The organism is Paenibacillus sp. CR_12, from assembly GCF_041953985.1.
GTDB classification, from domain to species: Bacteria; Bacillota; Bacilli; order Paenibacillales; family Paenibacillaceae; genus Paenibacillus_AQ; species Paenibacillus_AQ lautus_A.
In genome coordinates this window covers 316,316-341,812 of the sequence record NZ_JAVFHO010000001.1, presented here as the reverse complement: position 1 = coordinate 341,812, position 25,497 = coordinate 316,316, and the positions used below count along the sequence as shown (strand labels likewise).

Sequence of the window (25,497 nt, the reverse complement as noted above, 5' to 3'; positions counted from 1 at the left end):
ATTTGCAGCTTCCATTATAACAGGAATGTAAACACCGATCTAATCCGCCCATTCCTTCGCTCCCCCGTCAAGTGTCCAATGCATGATCCATCCGTACCACGTAGGATAATGCATCCCAATCAAAGGCTGGAGGGTTTATGCATGAAGATGGTTGTAACCGGCGGAGCGGGCTTCATCGGCTCCCACCTGGTGAACGGACTCGTTAATCAAGGCTATGAAGTCCATGTAATTGATAACCTGACAACCGGAGAACCAGGTCGCCTTCACAGTGAGGCGATTTTACATGTAGCTGACGTAAACAGTCAGCAGACAACGGCATACATCTCGGTGCTGAAGCCCGATGTCGTATTTCATTTAGCAGCACAGGCCGATGTGCAGCGATCGATCCAGGAACCTCGGCTTGATGCGGATGCCAATGTCATGGGCACCCTAAACATACTGGACGCTTGCCGTAAGGCTGGCGTTCGTAAGATCGTGTTTGCTTCGACAGCCGGTGTGTATGGAGACCTCGAGAGATCTCAGCTAACGGAAGACGATCCGGTTAACCCGGTCTCCTTCTATGCGCTATCGAAAGTAGCAGGCGAACAATATATCCGTCTTTATCACCGCTTCTTCGGCCTGCAATACACCATTCTTCGTTATGGAAACGTCTACGGGCCGGGTCAGACCGCAAAGGGAGAAGGCGGCGTCGTGGCGGTCTTCGGCGAACGCCTGTATCAAGGCGCGCCGCTCCCAATATACGGCGATGGTCTGCAGACCCGGGATTTCATTTATGTCAAAGATGTGGTTGACGCCAACCTTGCCTCCATCCTTCATGGTGATCAGAGTGTGCTTCATGTTAGCACCGGCACCGACCATTCCGTCAATACGATCGTCGATCTCATCAGCCGGCTGCACCCAGACCGCATCGATGTCGATTATCTGCCCGCGAAGATCGGCGATATTCGGCACAGCTGCCTGAATAATGAAAAGACCCGGGAGCGGCTGAGGTGGAGTCCGTTGTTCAGCTTGGAAAAAGGCATGAAAGAAACCTACCGTCACTGGCTTGGCACACTAGTTTCCCAAAGCGACCCTGGCAAATGAACATAAAACAGCCGCATTCCTCGTCCTTCCAAGGAATACGGCTGTTTGCAAGCGTTCCGGTTAGGGCTACGATAAACATCTCATGCATAACGCTTCGTTTGGTCAGATCAGCAAGCGGAGCCCCACCAAGGTCAGGACCCCGACAATGACGGTGGCAAACAGGCTTTTCGTAAGAAATGCGGTCAGAAAAGCAGGGACAGCCGCTATCAGTTCCAGTGTATGGCCCCCCGGATCCACGCGTCCGTCACTAACGAGCAGCTCCTGCGCTAATAGCGCCGCCATGACCGCGATCGGCACATGATCCAGCCAACGGATCATCAATTCCGGAATGCGGAGCTTGCTCAGAATCATGAGCGGCAGAACCCTTGGAATCAGGGTAACGACAGCGCATCCGATAATCAGTATGGCGATATGCCATCTTATTTCCATCGTTCGATCACCATCCCTGCTGTAGCCGCAACCATAATCGCAGCGATGACCGCTGCGCTTCCCGGCATGATCGTACTGATCGCGATTACCGAAACGGCGGCGACCATAATCACCATGAAGTCCAGTTTATACTTCTTTCGGCTGATCCATTGCAGGGCCAGCAATCCGATAAACATGCCAGGCAATGCAAAATCAAGGCCAAACTTCTCCGGCTCCGGTATCCACGCTCCGACAAGACCTCCCGCAACGTTCGCTGCACACCAGAACAGATACGCCGTAATATTCAGTCCCACCATCCACCGATAACCCAGCCTCTTCTGCTCGGCCGCCTTGGCTGCCGCCACACCAAACGTTTCGTCGGTTAGCAGGGAACCGATGAAGAAGCTTTTTCCCGAGGACAACCCTTTAAAATACGGTGCAATCGCCGCGCTTAACAGCAGATGCCTGGCATTTACGAAAAATATCGTGACAATAATGGATAAGACCGGGCTTGCGGCGGCTACCATCCCCGCGGCTATGAACTGTCCGGAGCCCGCATAGAGCAGCAGCGAAAGGAGCGCGATCTCGAGCAGGCTGAAACCTGCGGTACGCTCGACGACGCCTGCCGCAAAACCGATGCTCAGGTATCCCAGCAGTGTTGGTATGCAATCCTTGAATCCTTGAAGATAGGAATTGGCCTGGTTTCCCTCGATATCGGCGGGAAGCCGTTCTGACTTGGTGCTCATCTGTGTTCGATTCCTCTCTCCCTCTACAATTCTATTTTTCATTACTATGAATACTTCTTGCTGGCTTGTCAACGCCAGGGATCGTTTTTTTCCATACAAATAAAAAAGCGTTCCGGACGTGCTGCTCATCTTCCGAAACGCTCCTCGTTTTAATTGGATTGGCGTGGTCTAAGGCTTCAGGATGACCTTGATACAGCCATCCTTCCTCTCATTGAAAATATCATAGCCAAGGGCAGCCTTCTCCATCGGAAACCGGTGGGTAATGATATCCGAAGGATCCACCGTCCCCTCTTTCAACATTTGATACAGGCGGGGCATGTAATGAATGACCGGGGCAAGACCCATTTTTAACGTAATATTGCGTTCAAACAGCTCGCCTAGCGGAAATGCATTGTAGATAAGCCCATATACGCCCGTGAGCTGGATGGTCCCGTACTTGCGCACCATTCTCACAGCCATGCGAAAAGCCCCCAAGGAGCCTCCCTGAAGCTTCAGCATGCTGCCCAGCATCTCGATGCCGGTCCGTTTGGCATCCAGGCCCACGCAATCGATGACCACGTCGGCGCCGCCTTTGGTTATCTCAAGGATATAGTTCACGATCTCGGGTATCTTCTCGAAGTTGTAGGTTTCCACATGATTGGTGCGGCTGGCATGCGCCAGCCTGTAGTCCACATGGTCGATGGCGATGACCCGCTTCGCTCCTTTCAGCCATGCAAACTTCTGCGTTAACAATCCTATCGGGCCGCATCCGAGGACAATGACGACATCGCCGGGCTTAACTCCTCCGTTCTCCACGCTCCACATGGCGGTTGGCAGCGCATCGGACAGCATGAGCAGCTTCTCATCCTCCATTTCGGCATCCTCCGGGATGACAAAGGGCATGAAATTACCGTAAGGTACCCGCAGCAGTTCCGCCTGCGCGCCTTGAAAGCCGCCGTACGCGTCGCTGTATCCAAAAAAACCGCCGGTATCCTTGGCTTCGTTCGCATAATCGCATTGGCTTTCCATTTGATTCTGGCAGAAGTTGCATTTGCCGCAAGACACGATAAAAGGAATGATCACCCGATCCCCCACGTTGACCTTGCTTACTTCCGGCCCTGCATCCACGACGACCCCCATCGGCTCATGGCCGATAATGTAATCATCGTTAAGATGCTTCAGCTCGCCGTTATATAAATGCAAGTCAGATCCGCAGATGGCCGTGGTGGTGACTCGAACCAAGATATCGTCGCTGTGCCGAAGAACGGCGTCTTTCATTTCCTTCACTTTGATCCGATGTCTGCCTTGATAAGTGACTGCTTTCATGCGCGCCCCCGTTCTAAGCCTTTATTCCATAATTGTAATATTTTGGCTTTTTAATGTTCAGTGTGCGCTAATTTTGCGGGAACTAGTCTATCCAGGCAAAATAATGCGGGATCAGCCCAGCGCTTCAGGCTGGACGTCCACCGGCTGCTTTTTGGTTCTGCCGACCTTCAAGAACAATACCAGCCCTAACAGCACCAGCGCTCCGCCTGCGGCTTGCAGCGAATTCATCGACTCATTCAGCAGGAGAAAAGCCAGCAGACTCGCTCCAACCGGCTCTCCGAGAACGCTCATCGACACGGTGGAGGCAGTCGCATACTTCATCAGCCAATTGAATAACAGATGACCGAATACCGTGGGCACGACGGCCAACAAGGCGAATATCCCCCATTCGCGAGCGGAATACCCGGTCAGCTGAATCTGCATGCCCACGTTATATACCGCCAATACGGCAGCAGCTACCGCAAAAACCAGCCAGCTGTACAGGAATGACGGCAGCCTTCTGAGCAGCAGTTGTCCGAGCAGCATATGGACGGCCACCGCGGCCGTCCCCAGCAAAGACATGATATCGCCGGTCAGATGTCCCTCGTTCCCGCTGAAGCCGCTGCTGCCAATGAGAAGGAACACGCCGAGAAAGGCGATGGCCATACCTCCTATGGCCGCCAGCGACGTTTTCTCCTTAAACCAGATGTAGGCGCCGATCATGACGAATACCGGCTGAAGGGCCAGGATGATCGTAGAACTGGCTACGCTCGTCCACTTCAGGGAGCCCATCCATAACAAAAAGTGCAGGGCCAGCATCGCACCGGACAGAATCAGCAGAAGCACTTCGGAGCGCTTCAGCGATCGGATAACGGGCATGTACTTTCCCGCGAACGGCAGCATGATCAGAAACGTGATCACCAATCGGTACATGGCCTGAATGGAAACGGGACTGCCGGACCATTTTACGAAAATAGATGAAAAGGATATGGCTATAATCCCTATAAATAACGGGATAAAAACGGGAATCGGTGCTCGGTTCGAATTCATGATGGTTAAATGATTCACCTTTCGTGTTATATTAGAGATTGATTTCAAAATTAAACTTTCGGTAAAGGATAATCGGCATGAAAAAGAAAGACCTACGCAATCAAATTACGCCTCCTAAATTTCTGGCGATCGGTTTCGCATCGATCACACTGATCGGAACTTTTCTGCTTAAGCTCCCTATCGCTACCGCCGACGGGACTTCGACTCCGCTGGTAGATGCTCTCTTCACGGCAGTGTCAGCCATCAGCGTGACGGGGTTAACCGTCGTGGATACGGGCACCCATTGGTCGATATTTGGACAAATTGTCATGCTTATGCTGGTTCAGCTTGGCGGCTTGGGGTTTATGACCTCGGCCACCTGGATTGCATTGATGTTTAACCGCAGAATCTCGCTCCGGGAGCGCATGATCCTTCAGGAAGCGATGGGACAATACCAAATACAAGGCATCGTGGATCTCATCCGAAGAGTGCTGGTCTACACGCTGATCATAGAAGGCGCGGGCGCCTTGCTGCTGACGCTCAGGTTCTCTGCCATCATGCCGCTTTCCGATGCGGCATACTTCGGCATTTTCCAGAGCATCTCCATCTTCAACAATGCAGGCTTTGATCTCTTCGGCCAAATTCACGGACCCTTCTCAGGGTTTGCCACCTATGTAGCGGATCCTATCGTGAATATTATCCTGATGTTCTTGATCTTCCTTGGGGGCATCGGCTTCATCGTTATCTTTGATCTCATCGAGTATCCGAAATGCAAGAAGCTTTCGCTTCATTCCAAGGTTGTCTTGACGGTGACGTCCCTGTTAATCGTGATCGGAGCCGTCATGATCTTTATCCTGGAGCACAGCAATCCCAAAACCTTGGGGCCTCTTTCGTATCCGGTAAAGATTATGGCTTCCATATTCCAATCGATCACTCCCCGTTCGGGAGGCGTCAGCACCCTGGACATTGCGAGTCTGGAGCAATCGTCCCAATTCTTCATGATTCTCCTGATGTTCATCGGGGCCGCCCCCGGATCGACCGGAGGCGGCATCAAGGTGACTACCTTTGCCGTGCTGATCGGTGCCGTCGTCACGATGATTCAGGGAAAACGCGATGTGGTGCTCTATCGCAACCGCATCTCCCAAGCCCTGGTTTACCGCTCCATCACGCTGACGATTCTATCGCTGCTGCTATTGGTAGGCGCCTCGATGTTCCTGTCCGTTACGGAATCAGGCGAATTCTTAAGGATTCTGTTCGAAGCCGTATCCGCCTTCGGCACGGCCGGGTTATCCATGGGTCTGACCACCGAGCTCTCCGGGGTTGGCAAGGTAACCATTGCCATGCTCATGTTCCTCGGCCGGCTGGGGCCGCTAACGCTTGCCTACGCGCTTAGCCGCAAGAATAACAAGGAGCTGTATCGCCATCCCGAAGGACGAATCACAATAGGATAAGCTATCCGGCCCGCTCATTGCCGCATGTAAACAAACCGTACGCCTCCATCTAAGAGAGGTGTACGGTTTGTTTCTTAAATACGTTTCTTTAGTCCGCCTCTGATTCCCCGAATTCGCTGGCATCAATGGCTGCATCCAGCAAATCGTCAAACAGCTCGTCATCGTTTTCGATCCGTTCGTCTATCTGGAGAAACTGCTCCTCGATTCCCGGCTCGCCGGCAAAGTTCAGACTGTAATCCCAATCCCGGCCGTTCTTGCTCAGGAAGGTGATCTCGTAGGATGAGGCATGTCCATCTATAGAAAATACGGTATATCCCACGAATTGATCGGCATCATCCCGCTTCATATCCGCACGCTCGATTCGGACTTGTGACACGTTTTTCACGCTCCTTCGTTACGTTGTAAAGCACTCACAAGACTCAGTATATCACTTTTCTTGATCGCTGATTATGGTTTTTCTTATACAGCTCGATCTAGTATAATATGGGGTGTTACATTATTAATTGCATTGGAGGGTTCCAAATGTCCGATTTCAATACATACCTGGACAAATATGCCGAGTTGGCCGTAAAGGTTGGGGTCAACATACAGGAAGGGCAAACGCTGGTGGTCCATGCTCCTGTCGATTCCGCCGAGTTTACCCGCTTGATCGCCAAGAAGGCATACGAAGCGGGGGCCCGCCTCGTTAAGATCCTGTGGACCGACGAAACGATAACAAGGCTTCAATTCGAAAAAGCTGCGGATGACGTATTTACCGAAGCGCCAAAATGGTATGCCGGAGAAATGACGGAGCTGGTCGAGAACGGGGCAGCCGTTCTGCACGTGCTGGCCGAGAACCCCGATCTGCTCAGCGGCATCGATTCCGAGCGCATCGGAAACTTCTACAAGGCGCGGGGCGAAGCATTGAAGCAATACCGTGCCTATCAGCAGTCCGACAAGTTCAGCTGGTGCCTAATCGCAGTTCCTTCGGCTGCGTGGGCCGCGAAGGTATTCCCGGATGTTCCGGAATCCGAGCAGGTCGGCAAATTGTGGGATGCGATTTTCCACACCGTACGTGTGGACCAGGAGAACCCGGTAGAGGCCTGGAACCAACATCTCGAAGTGCTTGAAGCCAAATCCTCCGTGCTGAACGCCAAGAAATACAAGAAGCTCCACTATGTTGCGCCTGGAACCGATCTTACCATCGAGCTGCCGGAAGGGCACATTTGGGCACAAGGCGACAGCATCAACGAACGAGGACACTCCTTCGTGGCTAACATGCCGACTGAGGAAGTCTTTACCGCTCCGCTCAAAACAGGCGTCAACGGGACCGTACATAGTACGAAGCCATTGAGTTATGCCGGTAACATCATAAACAACTTCTCCCTTACTTTTGCAGAAGGCAAGGTGGTCAGCTTCACGGCGGAGCAAGGGTATGAGACTTTGGAGCGCCTCCTGAACATGGATGAAGGTGCACGGTACCTTGGTGAAGTGGCGCTTGTGCCGCATCAATCCCCGATCTCGGAGTCGAACATCCTGTATTACAACACGTTGTTTGACGAGAATGCCTCCAACCACCTGGCGCTCGGCAGCGCTTATGCTTTCTGTCTCGAGGGCGGCAAGGACATGAATCAGGAGCAGCTGATTCAGAGCGGCCTCAATACGAGCGTAACCCATGTCGACTTCATGATCGGCTCCGGCGACATGGATATATACGGCGTTACGGCAGATGGCAAGGAAGAACCCGTATTCCTGAAAGGAAACTGGGCATTTTAAGAATAAGATGCAGCATTAAGCAGCTATTTCTCGCGAAGTAGCTGCTTTCTTTTAACTTTTTCGGACTTTAATTGACCCGAGGTTGATTTACAAACTTAAAAATTGTGCGATAATCTAAACAACGCTTGAAGTTGCTATGAGGCAGCATATAAGAAATGGAGGGTCTGTCATGTCCAGCTTTGAACAAAAATTGGAACGCTATGCGGAGCTAGCAGTCAAGGTCGGCGCCAACGTGCAGCCGGGACAAACGCTGGTGGTTAACGCCATGATTGATGCGGCGCCGCTGGTGCGCCTGATCGTGAAGAAAGCCTACGAAACGGGTGCCAAGCAAGTGAAAGTGAATTACAGTGACGAGATCGTGAATCGGATTCGGTACGATCTGGCGCCCGACGAAGTTTTTTTGGAACCGCCGACTTATTACGCAGAGGAAGTAACCGAACTTGCCGAACAAGGAGCCGCTTTCTTGACGATCCTCTCCTCGAACCCCGACCTGTTAAAAGGAGTCGATCCCGAGCGTATATCCAATTATCAACGTACATATGGCGCAGCCATGTCGAAATACCGGCAATACCAGCAGGCCGACAAAATGAGCTGGACCGGCATTGCGTACGCTTCCCCCGATTGGGCTTCCAAGGTGTTTCCTGACGTTCCTGCCGACCAGCAGGTGGACAAAATGTGGGACGCGATTTTCCACGCGGTTCGCGCGGACCTGGAAGATCCTATTGGGGCGTGGGAGGAGCATATCCATACCCTTCAACTCAAATCGGATGAACTCAATGTCAAGAAATATCACAAGCTCCGGTTCACTTCTCCTGGAACGGATCTGACAATCGAGCTGCCGGAGGGTCATATATGGGCCCAAGCGGGCAGCCACAACGAAAAAGGCGAGCGCTTCGTTGCCAACATCCCGACGGAGGAAGTGTTCACCGCCCCTCTCAAAACCGGCGTCAACGGCACCGTACGCAGCACGAAGCCTTTGAGCTACGGCGGCAACATCATCGACAATTTCTCGATTACGTTCGAGAACGGGCGCATCGTCGATTTTTCCGCCGAACAAGGCCAGGATACTTTAACACGACTGATCTCCATGGACGAAGGGTCGCATTATCTGGGCGAGGTGGCTCTTGTCCCCCACCGCTCCCCGATCTCGGAAAGCGGCATCCTGTATTACAACACGCTGTTTGATGAAAATGCCTCCTGTCACCTGGCTATCGGGAGCGCATATGCCTTCAACCTTGAAGGCGGCAAGACCATGACGTCCGAACAGCTCCAGGCACGCGGCCTGAACACCAGCATTACCCACGTCGACTTCATGATGGGCTCCAAGGAGCTTCAGATTACGGGAATCACGCATGATGGCAAGGAAGAGCCAGTCTTCATCGATGGTAACTGGGCATAATCGCCATTTTTCCCGTTACCATGACTAGCAACCCAACATTCGATTAAGAACGATCGACAGGGCAGCCTGATTTTCAGAGGCTGTCCTGTTTTTGTCTGGTCCATCCCCGCCCTATCTCTTGCCGAGTCAATCCCAGATTCGATTAATACCCATTGATGGCCGAGCATATGATGAAGAGATGGGCGCAGCTCATTGACTTGCCGATAATAGAGGCGAAAAAGCGGGCCCCATACCATGAATTCCATAGGATAAGCCGGGATGCCTACGGTCTCCAGAGTCGGCTGTTACTAGAATTTGTAGGGCTTTTTTACCCGATATGTTGTAAAATGATGAGAGAAATAGGATGGTTACACCAGAGAGGGGATTATCGCGTGTCCAACCGATTACAGCTCCTCCTTGCAGCAGATTTCGCTGATCTGAGCGAACCTATTCAGGAAGAAATCTATTATGAATTTTATGACCTCGTTTATGGGCAAATACTGTATGTCGTACGGGATCATGCTGCTGTTGAGGATATCATTCAGGAGTCCTTTATCAAAGTGATCACAAGCAAGCCGAAGTTCGAAACGGAAAGCAAGATGCGGGGCTGGCTCCGTGTCGTCGCGAAAAACTCAACCATGAATTATTTAAGAAAAAATAAAAAATACCGTAACCAAGTGGATGTCGATAGTGTTTTTATTAATGAAGAGGACGTGGTAGTTTCTTCCACGAACGTCGAACACCAGGTGGAATCGAATTTGCTGGAGGAATCGATCGGGCAGTACCTCGACCAATTGAAGCCTGAATACAAGCTATTGATTGAGTATCGTTGGAAGCACAGCCTGACCTACAGGGAAATCGCGGAGCTGCTGAATACTCGCGAAGAGATCGTGAAGCAGCGTTTGTTCCGGGCCAGGGAATCCGTTAAGAAAATGCTGTATAGAGAGTGGGGTGAATTGGATGAGCAACGAAAAATACGATGATTGGTTTGATGAGGCCTTTGATGAAGCCTTTGATCGTGCAGCTTCACGTTCCTCACTCCCTACGGACAACGAATCCAAGCGACAATCCTGGCAGCAAGTCAAGCTGCAGGTCGAGAAACTTAACAATCGGAAACAGCGACGCCGCAGATTTCAGTTGGCCGGTATTATCGCAGCTTCCATGGCATTCGGGGCATTCGTGTTCTCCCAGCCTACCGTCACGCAAGCCGTATCGCCGATCTATCAGCAAATCGTGGATTGGGGCAATGGCATTACGGGCCAGATATTCGGCAAGAAAGAGCCCGTCGATCCCAGCAAGGCCCTTACTGCGCCTCCGCCGGATATAAGCCCTGTCCCAGATAACGCCGACCAAGTACCGCCCGCTGAATTGGTGGAAACCGAAGACGTTCCCTTTACGGATTCTAACGAATCCTTAATCGAATCGCAAAAGCGCGTATTATTCAAGATCCCTGAAATCGGCTATATTCCGCCAGGCTTTGAGTTCTATGAGGCAACGGGAATCGCGGAAAGCGAGAGCGCGCCGATCCTGGATCTTCATCTTCACTACAAGAATGCGGATGAAAAGGTATTCTACATCGATTTAATCGACATGACGGCAGAACGGTCCATCGGCCTTGGAGGAAAGGTTACCGAGACGCTGAAGCTGAAATCCGGAGCCGTAGCCTACCTGACTGAAACCAACCTCCGCTTTTTGCATGACAATGACAAAATATTGGTGAATATTAGCGGATTGTTCTCTAGAGAAGAATTCATTAAAATCGCCAACAGCATACACTAGAACCATACCTGCACACACAAAGAAGGACACTTGCATAAAGTGTCCTTCTTTGTTATAACCTATTGAAATTACTGTTCTACTAATATCGAGTTCGTATAATAAGTGCCTTCCTCATATGTACCGTTCTCATTAATCCAATGAATGGTTTTGCCACGGTAATAGTAGCCTGCCTGAACGTTGAAATTTTTGGTGCCGCTAAGCGAAAGCTTGTTGGTTCCGTTTTCATATGCACTGCCAGCATCCACCCAAGCCGACCCTGTCCAGCGCTGTAGAACATAATTAATGCCGATGCTGTCTACGGCTTGTCCAGCGCCGGTAAATCCGTTGATGCTCACTTGGGTGCCGCTTGCCTTGCTAATCGTAGAATAGTAGTTGATCAAATATTTATTCGCTAAGAGGCTGATGGAAGAATTCAAATTCATTTCAACCGGAGGCGGAGTCGTCAAAGCACCGGGTGCAATGTCTGCAGCGGAGTCCGCGTAAGCCCCTCCTGCCAGGGATAAACTTAACAAAACACTGACTGCAAGTGCTGAAGCTATACGTTTTGGACTGCGTACTTTCGACATAATATCACCTTTCTTTCAATATGATAGGAACATCCATATTTTAACACGTCGTGTTAGCGTAAAAGTTTCTATTTTTTCACGGTTTGATATAATTTTTGAAACTTTTCTGCAAATAAAAAGAAGCAGCGACATTTAATGTCGCTGCTTCTTCTAATATCCAGTTTACGCGCCCGCTTCTTCCTGTATCAGCTGCTGCTCTTGCCTGATCAGGCGTATCCGGGAGATGCGTTTATTCTCCGTCTCCTCGATCACAAAGCGACAGTCTTCGAATATAACAGACTGGCCTTTGTGCGGAAGCAGCACCTCAAGGCGCGCAGACAGCCATCCACCGATGGTATCGTAATCTTCTGTATCCACATTCAGACCAAATTGGTCATTGATTTCATCGATCAGCATCAATCCATCAATGGAGTATTCATCCTCCCCCACCTTTTCAATGCCTGGACGCTCTTCGTCAAACTCGTCTTGAATTTCACCGACGATTTCTTCCATAATATCCTCCAGGGTCACGAGTCCCGAGGTCCCGCCGTATTCATCGATAAGAATGGCGATTTGCGTCTTGCTCCGCTGCATTCTTCGCAGCAGTTCGCTGATCTTGATTGACTCAGGAACAGCAATGATCGGGCGAATCAGGGAAAGCTGGTCGCCAACGAAGCCGCGCATCAGATCTTTAATGTGAATAAAGCCAATGATATGATCCTTGTCTTCGTCGCAGATCGGATAACGGGTTCGCATGCCCTCGCTTGCAATCTTCAGATTTTCTTCCAATGAAAGATTGTTGTATAAGCAGATCATTTCTGTACGGGGGATCATGATCTCCCTTGCCGTTGTGTCGGCAAATTCAAAAATGTTGTCTACCAGTGTCATCTCCGTGCTATCCATCAATCCGCTCTCGCTGCTCTCTTTCATCATATCCCGCAGTTCTTCCTCGGTATGGACATTGCGTTCAACCACCGGCTTCATCCGGAATAAGCGGAGAACGTTATTGGAAAGCCCATTGGCAAACCAGATAAACGGGAACATGATGGTGTAAAATACCCGCAGCGGGCCTGCGGACAGCAGCGTGATTTGTTCCGCCTTGCGTACGGCCACCGTCTTAGGCGCCAATGCACCGAATACGATATGCATAAGTGCGATCAAGATGAAGGCTAATACCAAGGACACCGCATGAACGGCTGTGTTGCTCCATCCTATTCCGTTGAACCAAGGCGTAATCATGGCGGAAATCGTTCTCTCGCCGATCCAGCCAAGGCCGATGGACACGATGGTAATGCCAAACTGGCAAGCGGATATATATCCGTCCAGGTTCTTCAGTATGTTCTGCGCAAATTGTGCACGTCTATGTCCTTCTTCAACCAAAGCGTCAATCCGGCTGCTCTTCACTTTAACAAAAGCCAATTCAGCCGATACAAAAAATCCGTTTAATAGGACGAGAATCAATACCAAGGTTAAACTTATCAAACTCGGTAAGGGGTCACTCAATCGATCTCCTACCCGCCATACAGCATGCTATGACGAATAGGAACACCTCCTTCGGTTATTAAAAATGTGTGGTGCCATCAAGCATAACAGCGTGTTCGGACTACGCATCAACTTCCCAATGGTCTCATCTCCTTGTCTTATTCCGACTTATTCAAGCTATATAAGTAATTATATAGTACTACGATACACAGTCAAACGTTGTCTTATGACATTAATCATCGTTGTTATGAGCTTTAATTTGATTCTCAGCCGTTAACACTCGTTTTCCGATGAATTGAACGATTCTATGAATAAACATTCATAATGTTAAAATAATACTATGCGGCCGCGCCGAGTGTCGTTAGAAAAACGCATGCCATTGAATATTCTGCCAAGGCCAAATGAAATAACCTCCGTTTCACATCGGTGTAAACGAAGGTTATTGGGGCATTCGCAAAAATAGATTTATCTTGCCGTTGGAGGCGGATTGCCGATCACGCCCGGATATTGGTAATTGAGCGGCTCGTCAAACACGACATAGTCCAGGTTCACCATCAGCAGGATGATCCGGCGCCCTGTCGTCCGTTCGCTGATGACGATATGATCGCGACCGGCGGCTTCGATAATGCCCGTGAACACCTTGGCATTCCATTGCGAATTGTTTTCATACGTCATGTAAAACGTTGCCTGCTTCCCAAGGTTCAATCGAAGGATATTCTCCACGTAAGATTGTTCGAATTGCGGCGGTGCCGGAACAACGGTGCCTCCCGGCGTCATTGGACTTCCGCTGGGCACCTGCGGTGGAACGTTTGCCGTGTAACCAGCGGTCCCGCGGTTCGGCACTCCCGGATAACGGACTCCATTCATGAAGTTCACAGGCGGCACACCTTGATTGTACATAAGTAATTTCCTCCTTTAATTTATAACTCCCGCCTAAGCGGTTGTATAACATGAATCAAAAAACGGACGGGCAATCGGCATATGTCGGGGTGAAGAAGCAGTGTGCCTTGAATCGGCCTGTGTTCTGCTGATTGTACCAGGTTGCCGGGCAGTCCCCTGCCGGGCGGAAAAACCATAGCGCGTTGCTAGCCGGCCATATGCGTTCCCCATTAATGACCCTTTGGGCTAGCTGACGATCCCGATCCCTGGCCCGTTGATAAAAATAGCCTTTCTGTGTTGCTTCAAAACCACCCGGGCTCTGAAATACCATATCGTTCATGTTGCGGATGTTTCGAAAATCCAGGCAGTTACCCAGTATCCGGTTCACCCCGACATTCCCTACCATGAGCATGCCCTGCTCACCTTCGCCTTCTGCCTCTGCGCGGATCAATCTTGCCAGAAGATCCACATCATTCGAATTCGCTTTGATGACTGCCACAGAGTTCCCCTCGCTTCCTTAAGATCACTTTGTATCGTATGTGCATTCGCCCAGAAATGTGCCTGGATACGAAAAAAAAGTTCCTTACCGCGTCCATCGCGGTAAAGAACTTTGGTCTCCTGCTATCATGCCTTACTTCGCTTTAGGATAGTTGTATACATAACGGAACGTATACTCCCCCGAACCCGCTTGAATCACAACACCCGCTTCGCCATCAACCACGGAATGGATCCCCCTCGCTTCGTTTAGAGGGATCGTGCTGCCTTCCTTAACGTTTGAAACGTCAAAAACACCCGGCAGGCAAATTTCAGCAGTCGTATTAGGCGGAATACACACTTCCAGCTGAAACTCGCCATCATCTTCCATCCGCCAGCATGACCGGACGGTTCCATACATCGTATCGATTTTGCCTTCCGCCCATGTCAGGCCTTCGCCCGGTACAGGCGCAAACCGGATATGTTTATAACCCGGCGCATCCTCCACGGTCTGTATGCCGGCAACCGAACGATACAGCCATTCGCCGATGGCTCCGTATGCATAATGATTGAATGAATTCATGTCGCGGCTCCAGAAGCTGCCGTCTTCCTTGATGCCGTCCCAATGCTCCCATATCGTCGTGGCGCCTTTCGTCACCGGATACAGCCATGAAGGATAGTCCTGCTGCAGCAGAAGCTTATACGCCGCATCGTGCATGCCGTGCCGGCTTAACACATGATTAATATAAGGCGTGCCCACAAAACCGGTCGTTAAATGAAACCGGCTCTCCTCCAGCAATGCATAAAGACGATCCGCCGCACGTTTTTCCGCCGCCTCATCCAGCAGCCCGAACATAAGCGCAAGCACGTGCGCGGTCTGCGTCGACGCCGCAAGCCTTCCGGACGGGGTCACGAATTCGTTACGGAATGCAGCGACAACCTTTTCTTTAAGCTCGGCATACAGGGCAGCATCTTGTTCTCGTCCCAATACGACCGCGGTTTTCCTAAGCAGTTCCACCGAATAACCATAAAACGCCGAAGCGATAAAGTCCCGTTCCGTAGCACCCACATAGTCCCCGGATTTCGCATCCAGTCCCAGCCAATCGCCGAAATGGAAGCCGGTATTCCACAGATATTCATGCTCCCCTTGAGCTTGAATGTAGGAGACCCAGCGCTTCATGCTCTCATATTGACGCTCCAATATCCGTCGATCGCCAAAATTGACGTACACCGTCCACGGGCAAATGACCGCTGCATCTCCCCATGCGGCCGAAGCATAGGCTTCATCGCCGAGCACATGCGGAACAACGAACGGAACCGCTCCGTCATCGCGCTGTTCCGCGGCCAGGTCCGACAGCCATTTCGTGAAGAAAGGCGCCACGTTGGCAAGATAGGCCGCCGTCCCGATGAACATCTGCGCATCGCCGGTCCAGCCAAGCCGCTCGTCACGCTGCGGGCAATCCGTGGGCACGTCGAGGAAATTCCCCTTCAGTCCCCATCGAATGTTGCTCTGCAATTGATTAACCATGGGATCCGAACATTGAAAAGTTCCGGTTTCTTCGAAATCCGAATGGAGCACGACCGCTTCGAAATGCCGGAGGTCCAGCTGATCTTCCGTGAAACCGTCTAAACGAACATATCGGAAGCCTTGGAACGTAAAATGAGGTTCATGGATTTCGTTCCCTCCGCCTTTTAACGTGTATTGAATCGTTTGTTTAGCGGTTCGGAGATTCTCCGTATAAAAGTTACCCTCGGCATCCAGGATTTCCGCATGCTGCAGCGTCACCGTTGTGCCCTCCGCACCGGACACGCTAAATCGGACCCAGCCTACCAAATTCTGTCCGAAGTCGATGACGGTTTCACCTTTGGGCGTGGTCAGACATTCCACGGGCCGCACCGTTTGAACGGCTCTCACGGGCTCGTTGATCTGGGGCTTCAGCTTGTCGTAACCTTGGTCGATCGTTTCCACGCCATGCCAATCAACCGAGTTATAACCTGCCGAACTGAAGCCGTCCAATTCGAGGCGCGCATCATAGGTTTCGCCATGGTATAGCTCCGACATGGCGATCGGGCCTTTGGCCGACTGCCAGCTTGAATCGGTTGTCATCACTTCTTCGCTGCCGTCAGCATACGTGATATGCAGCTCCAGCAGAAGCGCTAATCGATCTCCATAAATCGCGTGACGATCCTCCCAGCCCAGCTGTCCCTTGTACCAACCGTTACCGAGCCAAGCGCCGATCGCGTTTTGGCCAGATTTCAGCATCTCGGTCACGTCATAGGTCTGCGTCTGAATCGTATGATCGTAACTCGTCCAGCCTGGCGTGAAATAACAGTCTCCCACTCTCTGTCCGTTAAGCTCAAGTTCATAAAGGCCCAGCGCCGTGACATATATTCTTGCTTTCGTAATGGGCGACTTTAAGCTGAAGCTCTTGCGGAGCAGCGGGAGGTGACCGGCTTCAACAGGCAGCAAGGATCGTGGTGCAGATATCCATTGTCCGACCCATGGCTCCCCTTCCAGTTTTCCAGTCTCCCAGTAGGCCGTGTCGGACCATTCCGTCAATTCCCCGGCTTGGTTCCAGGCACGCACGCGATAGAAATAGCGCTTACATGATGTTACGCTCAGCCCCGTTAATTCCACGTGAACCGACTGCGACGAGGCTGTTTTCCCTGATGTCCAGCAGGGCTTGGCAAATTCCTTCTCGTTGGAAACCTCAATCTCATAAGCGGTTTGGCTGACGGCTCTTTCGTCCGAGGCCAACCTCCAACTGATGCGCGGCTTTCGCTCTCCGATACCTATCGGTTGATGAAGATATTCGCATCGTACATCCGTTACGCTGAACATGCTCATTCCTCCGTTCACTTCAAGAAGGCTGCTTCAACAATCCGTTTGAATTAGCCGCTTGGCTTGATATACGCTTTCATTTCTGTGTCTGTTTCAATTATTATTATAAGTGAACCTACAAGCAAGATGATGGGGATAACGGACAATTTAATGTGGTAAAACGGACATCCATCCTCGATTTATGAAAAGGAGCAAACAGGATGAAACGACCGATGGAAACCTATTACGGAGATTATTTTTTCCGGGATGACACCCTGATGTATGTAAATCGTAACGCGGAGAATTTTTCGGGGTCTTACCATAACCATGATTTTCTGGAAATTGCGTATATTGCTGAGGGAGAAGGCTTCCATCACATGGAGAACTCGGTGCAGCGGGTTCGCAAAGGACATATGTTTTATATACCGCTCGGAATGCCTCACGTATTTCGGCCTACCTCTTCCAACGGGAAGCCGCTCATCGTGAACAATTGCATATTCTCCGTTAAACTTCTGCCGAAACTGATTGCCTTTGCTTCCGATTCGAGGACAGCCTTCTTATTGAAACAGATGGAAGACGGCTCGCTTGGGTACCGCGCCATTACGGATCGGCATGACCGTTTCGAGAAGCTGTTCGTCTCCCTCTATGAACATTATGCCATGCAAATCAGCGGCTCAGCCGTCTATTTGCATACGCTGCTGTTACAGTTGATCATTGAGTTCAGCCGGGCCATCGAGCATTCGCAGCCTATCACCTCGGAGCCTTCGCATCCCTCTTTTCAAGATGTCCTTCAATACGTGGAGGGACAATACATGCATGAGCTCACGCTGATGCGTCTTGCGCAGATCAGCGGCTTCAGCGAACGCCATCTTCAGCGATTGTTCCGCAGATATACCGGCCAGAGCTGGCATCATTATCTGCAGACCGTACGCATTCGAATGAGCCGCGAGCTGCTGCGAACCACCACAGACAAAATCAGTATGATCGCCGAAAAAGTCGGTTACAAGGACATGCATTCCTTCAACTCGGTATTCAAGCGAAGCACGGGACTCACGCCGGGTCAATATCGCTCCGAAACGCAGCATTATGGATAAATGACCGGATGCTCCAGCAAATAATAAAAGCATGATGATCCTTAAAGATAGGATTATCATGCTATTGAATGTACTTTGATGATTTCGATGATAGTTATTCATTACCCTTGATAGGGCTTTTATCACGTAGGGAAGTCATAGATATTACTGCGATTCCTATCAATAGAACTGAGCTCAGAATACCAACAACTTGAATCCGGATGCAAATGCCGCTTTAGCTAACATTCGGATCTCATCGGCAAGTGCTGTAGGCAGCTTTTCTTCTGCATTCATAGCAGCATAAGTCCTTTTTTTACCATTTAAAGTATCTTGCGTGCTCTTCCGCCCACTCGGCAAACGTTCTTGCAGGACGTCCTGTTATCTGTTCAACCGTTTGATTGACGGTGTATGCTTCGATTGGTGGATTCTTGTACCAGTTGATGACGTAATCAATGACGCCCTCATTAACCCCAAGTTCGGCCATTCGTTTACGCTCCTGCTCTTCGGTTAACTGAATAAACTTTACATCTTTACCGATATAGTGACTAAGAATCTGCACCTTGTCAGGAACCGTTAGCGCCTCGGGACCGGTTAAAGGATAAATTTTGCCCACATGAACGTCCTCCGTCAGGACCGCTGCAGCCACCTGACCGATATCCCGCTCATGAATCGAAGCATTTAACGAATCACCAAACATATCGCGTACTACACCCTCGGTTCGGATCGATTCTCTCCAGTTCATAACATTGGACATGTAATCTACCGGCTGCAGCTGTGTCCATTCCAGATTACTCGATACAAGCGCCTCCTCTACCGTCCCTTTCTTTCCGTCCCACAATACGCTGACGCGCCTTACTCCGGCAGCCTCCGCGATTCGAATAATCTCTTCCCCTGTCGTAAGCGGGACGAAGCCTGCTCCTGTCGTGATTAAATGGAGGCCGGTCACACCCCGTAATGCTGGAACCAGCGTGTCGGGCTTACTCAGATCACCAGCAACCACTTCTACGCCAGCAGGTAATATGGCTGATGCCGGATATCGGCTGAGCGCTCTGACGCGATGTCCAGTCTTAAGCAGCTCATTCACAACCTGTCGACCAACTTTTCCTGTCGCACCTGTAACTAATATTGTCATTGTTTAATCCTCCTTTATAGCCATTACAAGCCTACAGTGTTGTTCTTACTGTTTCCCTGTAGTTCCATTTAAACGCAATTCCAGACCGGTTACGTCCAGCCCTGGTCTAAATCAGCCATTCCAAAAAGGCCTTATCCGAAGATAAGACCTTTCATTACGACCATAGTCTGATGGCTATGTGTTAAACCAATGGTTCCTTATCGCATACAAGGCAGCCTGGGTGCGGTCCTGCACCTCCATTTTTCCCAGAATATGCGTGATATGCGTCTTTACCGTTTTCTCGGTAATATGTAGTTCTGCGGCGATTTCTTTGTTACTCCTGCCGAGCGTAATCTGTTCAAGTACATGCTGCTCACGAATGGTCAGAATGTCGATGCCTTTAACAGGCTCGGTATCTGTCGCCACATGGGCAATTAATTGATTCGTTACCTGAGGATGAAGCATGCGATTTCCGTTTACAGCAGCGATGATGGTTTCGACCAGCACTTTAGGCTCGATATCCTTCAGTTGATATCCAATAGCTCCCGCTTTAATCGCCGGCAAAACCGAATCCCGATCGGCAAAACTGGTAAGAATGATAACTTTCGTATGTGGAAACTTGTTTGTGATTCGCTTCGTGGCTTCGACTCCGTCCATCTCCGGCATCTTCAGATCCATCAGGACCACATCAGGCTGCAGCTTCTCTACCTTATCCAGAGCCTCTAGCCCGTTAAGAGCTTGATCTACGATTTCGATCATGGGCTGTGTCTGCAGAAAATAACGCAACCCCCTTAATACAACGAGATGATCATCAACAATTAGCACTTTAATCTTCATAAGTTCAAACCTCTTTCTTGGGATAAAAACGGAACCATCACGGTCACCATCGTCCCTGTGCCTTCCTCGCTGCTTATACTTAAGGTTCCTTGTATTTCTGAAGCCCTCTCCCTCATGCTGGTAAGCCCAAGCGAATGCGGACAGAGTTCGGGCGATCCCGGGTTGAATCCTCGGCCTTGATCCGATATTTTCATATATAGATAGGAGCCGTCCTGTTCCATTCGGATCCAGGCTCGATTCGTACCCGCGTGTTTGCTGATATTGTTCAATGCCTCCTGCCCAATTCGATACAAGGACTCTTCCACCCGGTTCGTCAAAACAGGAATTTCCTTCATGATAAACGTCAACTGTATGCCAAGTTTCTCGGCATAGTCCTTCAGTGAAGCCAATATCCCTTTGGCCTCTCCGGAAGGTCGCAGCTGCCAAATTAACGAGCGCATTTCAGTGAGCGTTTCCTGGGCAAGCTGTCCAATATCGTGTATTGCCTCCGCCGTATGCGGATTCTCATGTAAGGTCGTCTCACGCACGCCTTGGGCAAGCAGTGAAAGAGAGAACAGCTTTTGATTGACGGAATCATGTAGGTCCCGTGCCAAACGGTTCCTCTCTTCAACCAACAATAAATCCTGCCACTCGTAATATAAACATATCTTTTCAATGGCCAATGATATATGCTCCGCCAGCACCTCTAAGATTTCAACCTCCAGCTCAGAGAAGGGCCCACTCTCACGGCCAATAAAGAGCACCCCCATCGTCTCATAGGTCTGAAAAATACGCTCAAGATGCTTTAATGGTATCGCCGCCGTATACGTATGGGGCTGAACGCCGGGAAGCACCCGGACCAGGCCTTCTTGCACCACTACGTTTTGTTCCTCATATGCCCGTTGTACGATTCCTGACTTTCGTGCGGTCTTATGGGCAGCCTTTCGTACCAGCTCCTTGCAGCTATGCGTCACTTCATTCTGTCGGACCGTACGAAGATACAAGTTGTCATCGTCAGACGTAATCATGGCAACAGTCGGCCATCCAAACGCATGAGCAAGCTCCTCCACGATCGCCTCAAGCATTCGCTTCATATCGTTAATTTTCCATAGATATCTGGTTACTTTGCTTGCCTTGGCATAATAATCGACGATGAAACGGGCCATGCTGTCCACCGCCTGTTTCTCCCTTTGCTCGGACAGTTCTGTCCGCTCGACCGCCGTTCCAATCTGATAGGCAACGGATTGCAACAGCGCAAGTTCTCCCTCGCTAAAATGCTCTTTGTCCGGCGAGCCCACATTCAGCAGCCCCAGCCGTTTGCCTTGAACCATGAGGGGAATCGTAGCATGATGGGTCAAATTGTGGGTTTCTCCCCAGCACTGTTCTTTGGCATTATGCAGGCGCTCACATTCAATCATTGTAACCGGTTCGTTTAAACTTCCCGCCCAATACATGCGAAGACATAGGCAATCTCCGCATCGCATCGGTATTTTGTCTTCACGTGACAAAGCAGGGGGAAGGTTGTAATCAGCCATCAAAATATAGTCGGGTTTATCCTCGACCAGAAAAAGCCAACCTGTCTCTAGATGGGTTAACTCCAACAGTTTTTCGAGTGTCGTCTGCAGCATTTGCTTCATGTCGTTGCTCTGATTCAAATTTTCCGCAATCGTTTTCAGAACGAGCAGTTCTTCAACGTATTGGTCTTTATCACATAACATTCTGATTCACCTCCATTCATACCGAAAATTGGAAATATTCATAGTTAGGATTATACACTATGATTTCAGTTCTTTCTCCAGAAGCACTTCATCCTCCCGCTTATAACCTGATTTCTCATATGCTCCGATGGCATGGCGATTATCATGACCAGTAAGCACCTTAACCGTGCTCACCCCGCGCGCGAACAATTGTTCCTCCAGAAAAACGAGCAGCATTCCTGCCAGACCCTGCCTTCTTGCCCGCTCCTGAATGTACATTTCCGTTATCTCGCCGACAAGCTCCCGGTAACAAAAGGACTTAAATGATTGGGCGCAGGCAAATCCTACAGGATCATCGCCTAAATAAGCGATGGCCACGATCTCATCCGCTTGTTCCAAACTACATTTAATTTCCTCCAGCTGCATCCTAACCGCATTAAACTCCTCGTTTAATCGGTCCAGTACGGATGCATCCGTAGGAGATGCTAAGCGAATAAATTTCACTTTTTCCATATCATATTTCCCCCCAGTTCAAGATTTGGTCCATGTTCGATCTTCACCCCCAAGTATACCACCTTTATCCAGCCATCTATCATTGCTCCCATACCAAAAAAAGGCCCTGCTGATTAAACAGCAAGGACCTTTCACTTCAAACAAGTTAAACCGCGGTAACCGAGAACATCAAACCGCAATATATCAGCGCAACGGCGCCTAACCCGCTTAACAGCCCGGCGGCTGCTGCCCGGTTCCTGCGAAATACGTTCACGACATTCCAGAGGAGACCAAGCCCAAGGCACAGGCAGAGTATCCCGATCCAGCTCCACGTAAAGGCCAATTCACCGATCGTAAACCCGGGATGGAACCAGACAAACGTTGCTGCAGGGCCATATGACGCCAATGTATCCACGACCTCGTGCGGCGCCGGCTGCTGGTTCATGTAGCCGGTGACGATATAAATCAGCCAGATCAGGATTCCCTCGCTTCGTGCCCATGCCGCAGGTCGATAGCTTGTATCCCTGCGCAGCTTGCGCTTGACGAGATAACCGTTAACGAACGCGAACACCAGCAGCGGCAGAATGAGAATATGCTTGACCAGCAGGGCCTGACCGTAGGACAGCGTCCAGCTGTTTACGGGTTCCGGCGTCACGGCTGTCATCAGGAACAGACCCGATCCGATGACAAGGATGACGCAGGCGATGGCTAATGGATGGAACCATCGGAGAAACGCACTCCAGCGATCATGTTCCGTGCTGAACCATCCTGTAAGCAGCAGCGTTCCCGTCCATATGGCCATCGCCGTGAAATGGGCGAAGAAAGCAAGCTGTCCAACGCCATCGAACAGGGATGCAGCGTGGTTGAACGAAGACATGGCGACGGCAATGCCCAACAGAAGAGCGGGCATAAGCCAGCGTAAGGGAGAGAAGGGCTTCCGGCGGACGATCAGGGTCAGTACCGCCAATAGGATCGAAAGAACCAGTATCCAGGCATAACGCTCGCCCTCGCTGAATTTGAACATGATGCTGTTAAAGGACTGCCAGAATCCGATATCATCCTTGAAGAACATGATGATTTGCAGCAGCGGCACAAAGCCGAATAGGATGATGGCTGCCCCCGCCGCTGGGCCGAGCCAGGCCGGTACCGATATGTCCGGTTTATAAGCCTTCGGTACCAGGGACAACACCGTGATCCCGGCCAGAATGGCGTATGCTAAATATAAAAACGGCTCGCTTAACCAATAATAAGACATTACTTTCTCTTCCGGGATGCTTTAATTCCAAAGTATCCTGCGACAACGGCCACGATGACGATAATCACGATCCACACGGTCGACCCGTTTCCTTCGGATGTGTCATTAGCCGGCGTATTCTCCGCCTGCTGATTCGTATCCGTCGACGGATCTGCGTTGTCTGCGGCTGTTTCATCCGCCGTTGCTGTTTCATCCGGTGTACTTCCTGTATCCGCAGGCGTTTCTTCGGTGTCGGCAGAAGTCTCCGGAGCAGCTTCCCCTTCCGGTGCATCGACTTCGAAAGCATACGTTCCTTCAACGGGATGTCCATCTCCGCCAACGATCTTCCATTCCACCGTGTAAGAACCGGATGGAAGCGGTGCTGCCAGCGTTCCAGCCATAGTGTTCTGGCTAACCTTGACTTCCGATACTTCAACCTCTTCGCCTTGCGCATTCTTCACCTTGAGGGTGCTTAAATTTTCATCGATATTTTCATTGAATGACAGATTGACTTCCTTCACGCTTTCCGTGATCTTGGCGTCTGCCGCGGGCGTACTGGATTCCAGCTTGGAATGCGCCCACGTTGCTGTCGGGAACACCAGTACAAGCAGCAGACCCAAGGTCAGCAGAACCGAAGTTTTCACATGTTTCAACATGCCTATCTCCTCCAAACCATTTATCTTAAATTTGAATCTTCCCCATCATAACAAAGACGTTCTCTCAATGCTAATGAGTATATTGTGAACAATGATCCTATCCTATTTTACACAAAAAAGGGAACGCCGCACAGATTGCGGCGTTCCCGTTATAGTTCACGGATCCGGTTCTACTATCCTCTCTCGTACCAATAGCCAGGTATCCCTTTGGTCAGTCGCAGCAAGGCCTCGAGATAATAATAATCCCCCCAGATCATGTAATCGTCCGGTCCCATCCCGCCTCTGACATAATAGGAACCATGCTTGATCAAGCCTTCCTCGGCAGCTTCACCGATAGTGGAATAACGGTTTACAAGGGAGATCATGGACTTCTCGACGGCGTCTGTCAATAGCCCTTTATTGCCATCTTCCTCTTCCAGGTGCTCCAAGATCTCCAGCATCCCGCATGCGGCGATGGCGGAAGCGGAACTGTCGCGAGGCGTACCCGCTTCGATCGGAACGTCAAAATCCCAATAGGCGACATGGTCTTCCGGCAAATGCTCGATAAAATAGCGGGCAGCTCGCACGGCGGTATCCAAATACTTCGGATCACGGGTATAACGGTAGGAAAGCGCAAATCCGTAGACTGCCCATGCTTGCCCACGCGTCCAGGTGGAGCCGTCGTGATATCCTTGGTGCGTCCCACCGCCGATGGGCTTCCCGTCCGACGGCTGGAAGTAGAAGGTATGGTACGAAGAATCATCCCCTCGCATTAAATAACGGCGGCTCTTCTCCGCGTGCGCGACGGCCACGTGTTTGTAGCGTTCGTCGCCTGTTTGGTCATACGCCCAATACAGCAGCGGTATGTTCATCATGCAGTCGATGATAATGCGGCCGCCGTTCTTCTCGTCGCCCTTCCGGCCCCAGGCCTGAATATACTGGCCTTCTTCCCGCCAGCGCAGCATCAGATGGTCGGCTGCTTTTAGGGCCAGCTGTTTGCCCTCTTCATGTTCATCCACGATCCACGCGGCCAATGCGGAGGGCAGGTACAGAAATCCGATATCATGATGATCCAGATGCCGCTTCTCCTCCAGCCGCGCCTTGTAATCCTCCAATTGAGCGATTGCCGTATCCTTAAACAGCGGGTCCTTCGTATATTCATAACACAGCCAGATCATTCCGGTGTAGAATCCTTCAATCCAGTCATTGCTTTCTCCCCACTCGTATCGCTTCTCCGCCGTGATGTGAGGGAATTTCATCGGAAATAAACCGATGTTCCTCTTGGTCTTTTCAACCGCATCCATGATGGCCTGTTCCCACATGGT

24 protein-coding genes are annotated in these 25,497 nt (G+C 50.6%); 7 read left to right on the top strand and 17 right to left on the bottom strand.

Going from position 1 to position 25,497, the window contains the following annotated elements; translation table 11 throughout:
- Positions 1-141 precede the first annotated feature (141 nt).
- Complete coding sequence (locus tag RB297_RS01600; protein ID WP_277748648.1) at positions 142-1,083, top strand: NAD-dependent epimerase/dehydratase family protein; 942 nt, start codon at positions 142-144, stop codon at positions 1,081-1,083.
- A gap of 102 nt (positions 1,084-1,185) precedes the next feature.
- On the opposite strand, the gene RB297_RS01595 is transcribed toward RB297_RS01600, so the two are convergent.
- The 4 genes from RB297_RS01595 to RB297_RS01580 form a co-directional block, all read right to left on the bottom strand.
- Complete coding sequence (locus RB297_RS01595; RefSeq protein ID WP_096773446.1) at positions 1,186-1,512, bottom strand: AzlD domain-containing protein; 327 nt, start codon at positions 1,510-1,512, stop codon at positions 1,186-1,188.
- Positions 1,503-2,237 (bottom strand): AzlC family ABC transporter permease, encoded by a 735-nt coding sequence (locus tag RB297_RS01590; protein ID WP_036670975.1) that lies wholly within the window; start codon positions 2,235-2,237, stop codon positions 1,503-1,505. Before RB297_RS01590 ends, RB297_RS01595 begins: the two co-directional genes overlap by 10 nt.
- A gap of 168 nt (positions 2,238-2,405) precedes the next feature.
- Positions 2,406-3,542 carry a zinc-dependent alcohol dehydrogenase gene (locus tag RB297_RS01585; RefSeq protein ID WP_332294254.1) on the bottom strand — a complete coding sequence of 379 codons (1,137 nt, stop codon included), beginning with the start codon at positions 3,540-3,542 and terminating at the stop codon, positions 2,406-2,408.
- Between the two features lie 111 nt (positions 3,543-3,653).
- Positions 3,654-4,571: a DMT family transporter gene (locus RB297_RS01580; protein ID WP_375119531.1), complete on the bottom strand. Its 918-nt coding sequence runs from the start codon at positions 4,569-4,571 to the stop codon at positions 3,654-3,656.
- Positions 4,572-4,648: 77 nt separating this feature from the next.
- Here RB297_RS01580 and RB297_RS01575 point away from each other — a divergent pair, with 77 nt between their 5' ends.
- On the top strand, positions 4,649-6,001 hold the full coding sequence (locus RB297_RS01575; RefSeq protein ID WP_375119530.1) for a TrkH family potassium uptake protein: 1,353 nt from the start codon (positions 4,649-4,651) through the stop codon (positions 5,999-6,001).
- 88 nt (positions 6,002-6,089) lie between these two features.
- On the opposite strand, the gene RB297_RS01570 is transcribed toward RB297_RS01575, so the two are convergent.
- Complete coding sequence (locus tag RB297_RS01570; protein ID WP_009589418.1) at positions 6,090-6,377, bottom strand: hypothetical protein; 288 nt, start codon at positions 6,375-6,377, stop codon at positions 6,090-6,092.
- Positions 6,378-6,523: 146 nt separating this feature from the next.
- Here RB297_RS01570 and RB297_RS01565 point away from each other — a divergent pair, with 146 nt between their 5' ends.
- The 4 genes from RB297_RS01565 to RB297_RS01550 all read left to right on the top strand — a co-directional run bounded on the left by RB297_RS01565 (position 6,524) and on the right by RB297_RS01550 (position 10,913).
- Positions 6,524-7,756, top strand: coding sequence for an aminopeptidase (locus RB297_RS01565; RefSeq protein WP_375119529.1), 1,233 nt, complete (start codon positions 6,524-6,526; stop codon positions 7,754-7,756).
- Positions 7,757-7,925: 169 nt separating this feature from the next.
- A complete protein-coding gene (locus RB297_RS01560) occupies positions 7,926-9,155 on the top strand; it encodes an aminopeptidase (RefSeq protein ID WP_375119528.1) in 1,230 nt (409 codons plus the stop codon).
- A gap of 371 nt (positions 9,156-9,526) precedes the next feature.
- Positions 9,527-10,117, top strand: coding sequence for an RNA polymerase sigma factor (locus RB297_RS01555; RefSeq protein ID WP_036665307.1), 591 nt, complete (start codon positions 9,527-9,529; stop codon positions 10,115-10,117).
- Positions 10,095-10,913, top strand: a complete 819-nt coding sequence (locus RB297_RS01550) for a DUF4367 domain-containing protein (RefSeq protein WP_375119527.1) — start codon at positions 10,095-10,097, stop codon at positions 10,911-10,913. Before RB297_RS01555 ends, RB297_RS01550 begins: the two co-directional genes overlap by 23 nt.
- Positions 10,914-10,981: 68 nt before the next feature.
- Here RB297_RS01550 and RB297_RS01545 read toward each other — a convergent pair whose 3' ends face one another.
- From RB297_RS01545 to RB297_RS01525, 5 genes are all read right to left on the bottom strand, one after another.
- The gene (locus tag RB297_RS01545; RefSeq protein WP_235201883.1) at positions 10,982-11,425 is read right to left on the bottom strand and encodes a hypothetical protein; all 444 of its coding nucleotides are present in this window, start codon (positions 11,423-11,425) and stop codon (positions 10,982-10,984) included.
- Positions 11,426-11,641: 216 nt separating this feature from the next.
- Positions 11,642-12,961, bottom strand: coding sequence for a hemolysin family protein (locus RB297_RS01540; protein WP_096773440.1), 1,320 nt, complete (start codon positions 12,959-12,961; stop codon positions 11,642-11,644).
- A 444-nt stretch (positions 12,962-13,405) separates the two neighbouring features.
- On the bottom strand, positions 13,406-13,807 hold the full coding sequence (gene gerQ, locus RB297_RS01535) for a spore coat protein GerQ (protein ID WP_374705876.1): 402 nt from the start codon (positions 13,805-13,807) through the stop codon (positions 13,406-13,408).
- An 88-nt stretch (positions 13,808-13,895) separates the two neighbouring features.
- A complete protein-coding gene (locus RB297_RS01530) occupies positions 13,896-14,318 on the bottom strand; it encodes a cell wall hydrolase (RefSeq protein WP_009589484.1) in 423 nt (140 codons plus the stop codon).
- Positions 14,319-14,450: 132 nt separating this feature from the next.
- Positions 14,451-17,135, bottom strand: a complete 2,685-nt coding sequence (locus tag RB297_RS01525; protein WP_375119526.1) for a family 78 glycoside hydrolase catalytic domain — start codon at positions 17,133-17,135, stop codon at positions 14,451-14,453.
- A 200-nt stretch (positions 17,136-17,335) separates the two neighbouring features.
- On the opposite strand from RB297_RS01525, the gene RB297_RS01520 reads away from it, so the two are divergent.
- Entirely contained in the window at positions 17,336-18,208 is an 873-nt protein-coding gene (locus RB297_RS01520) for an AraC family transcriptional regulator (protein ID WP_375119525.1), read from the top strand.
- Positions 18,209-18,500: 292 nt separating this feature from the next.
- Here the strand turns inward: RB297_RS01520 and RB297_RS01515 are convergent, their stop codons facing one another.
- The 7 genes from RB297_RS01515 to RB297_RS01485 form a co-directional block, all read right to left on the bottom strand.
- Positions 18,501-19,319, bottom strand: a complete 819-nt coding sequence (locus tag RB297_RS01515) for an NmrA family NAD(P)-binding protein (protein WP_096773436.1) — start codon at positions 19,317-19,319, stop codon at positions 18,501-18,503.
- 174 nt (positions 19,320-19,493) lie between these two features.
- Positions 19,494-20,135, bottom strand: a complete 642-nt coding sequence (locus tag RB297_RS01510) for a response regulator (RefSeq protein ID WP_096773435.1) — start codon at positions 20,133-20,135, stop codon at positions 19,494-19,496.
- The gene (locus RB297_RS01505; RefSeq protein WP_375119524.1) at positions 20,132-21,832 is read right to left on the bottom strand and encodes a GAF domain-containing sensor histidine kinase; all 1,701 of its coding nucleotides are present in this window, start codon (positions 21,830-21,832) and stop codon (positions 20,132-20,134) included. The genes RB297_RS01510 and RB297_RS01505 overlap by 4 nt, the downstream gene beginning before the upstream one ends.
- Before the next feature lie 57 nt (positions 21,833-21,889).
- Positions 21,890-22,324 carry a GNAT family N-acetyltransferase gene (locus RB297_RS01500; RefSeq protein WP_375119523.1) on the bottom strand — a complete coding sequence of 145 codons (435 nt, stop codon included), beginning with the start codon at positions 22,322-22,324 and terminating at the stop codon, positions 21,890-21,892.
- Positions 22,325-22,469: 145 nt separating this feature from the next.
- Entirely contained in the window at positions 22,470-23,558 is a 1,089-nt protein-coding gene (locus tag RB297_RS01495) for a copper resistance D family protein (RefSeq protein ID WP_375119522.1), read from the bottom strand.
- Entirely contained in the window at positions 23,558-24,193 is a 636-nt protein-coding gene (copC, locus tag RB297_RS01490) for a copper homeostasis periplasmic binding protein CopC (RefSeq protein ID WP_375119521.1), read from the bottom strand. Before copC ends, RB297_RS01495 begins: the two co-directional genes overlap by 1 nt.
- Before the next feature lie 173 nt (positions 24,194-24,366).
- Positions 24,367-25,494, bottom strand: coding sequence for a glycoside hydrolase family 88 protein (locus RB297_RS01485; protein WP_213577968.1), 1,128 nt, complete (start codon positions 25,492-25,494; stop codon positions 24,367-24,369).
- Between the last annotated feature and the right edge of the window lie 3 nt (positions 25,495-25,497).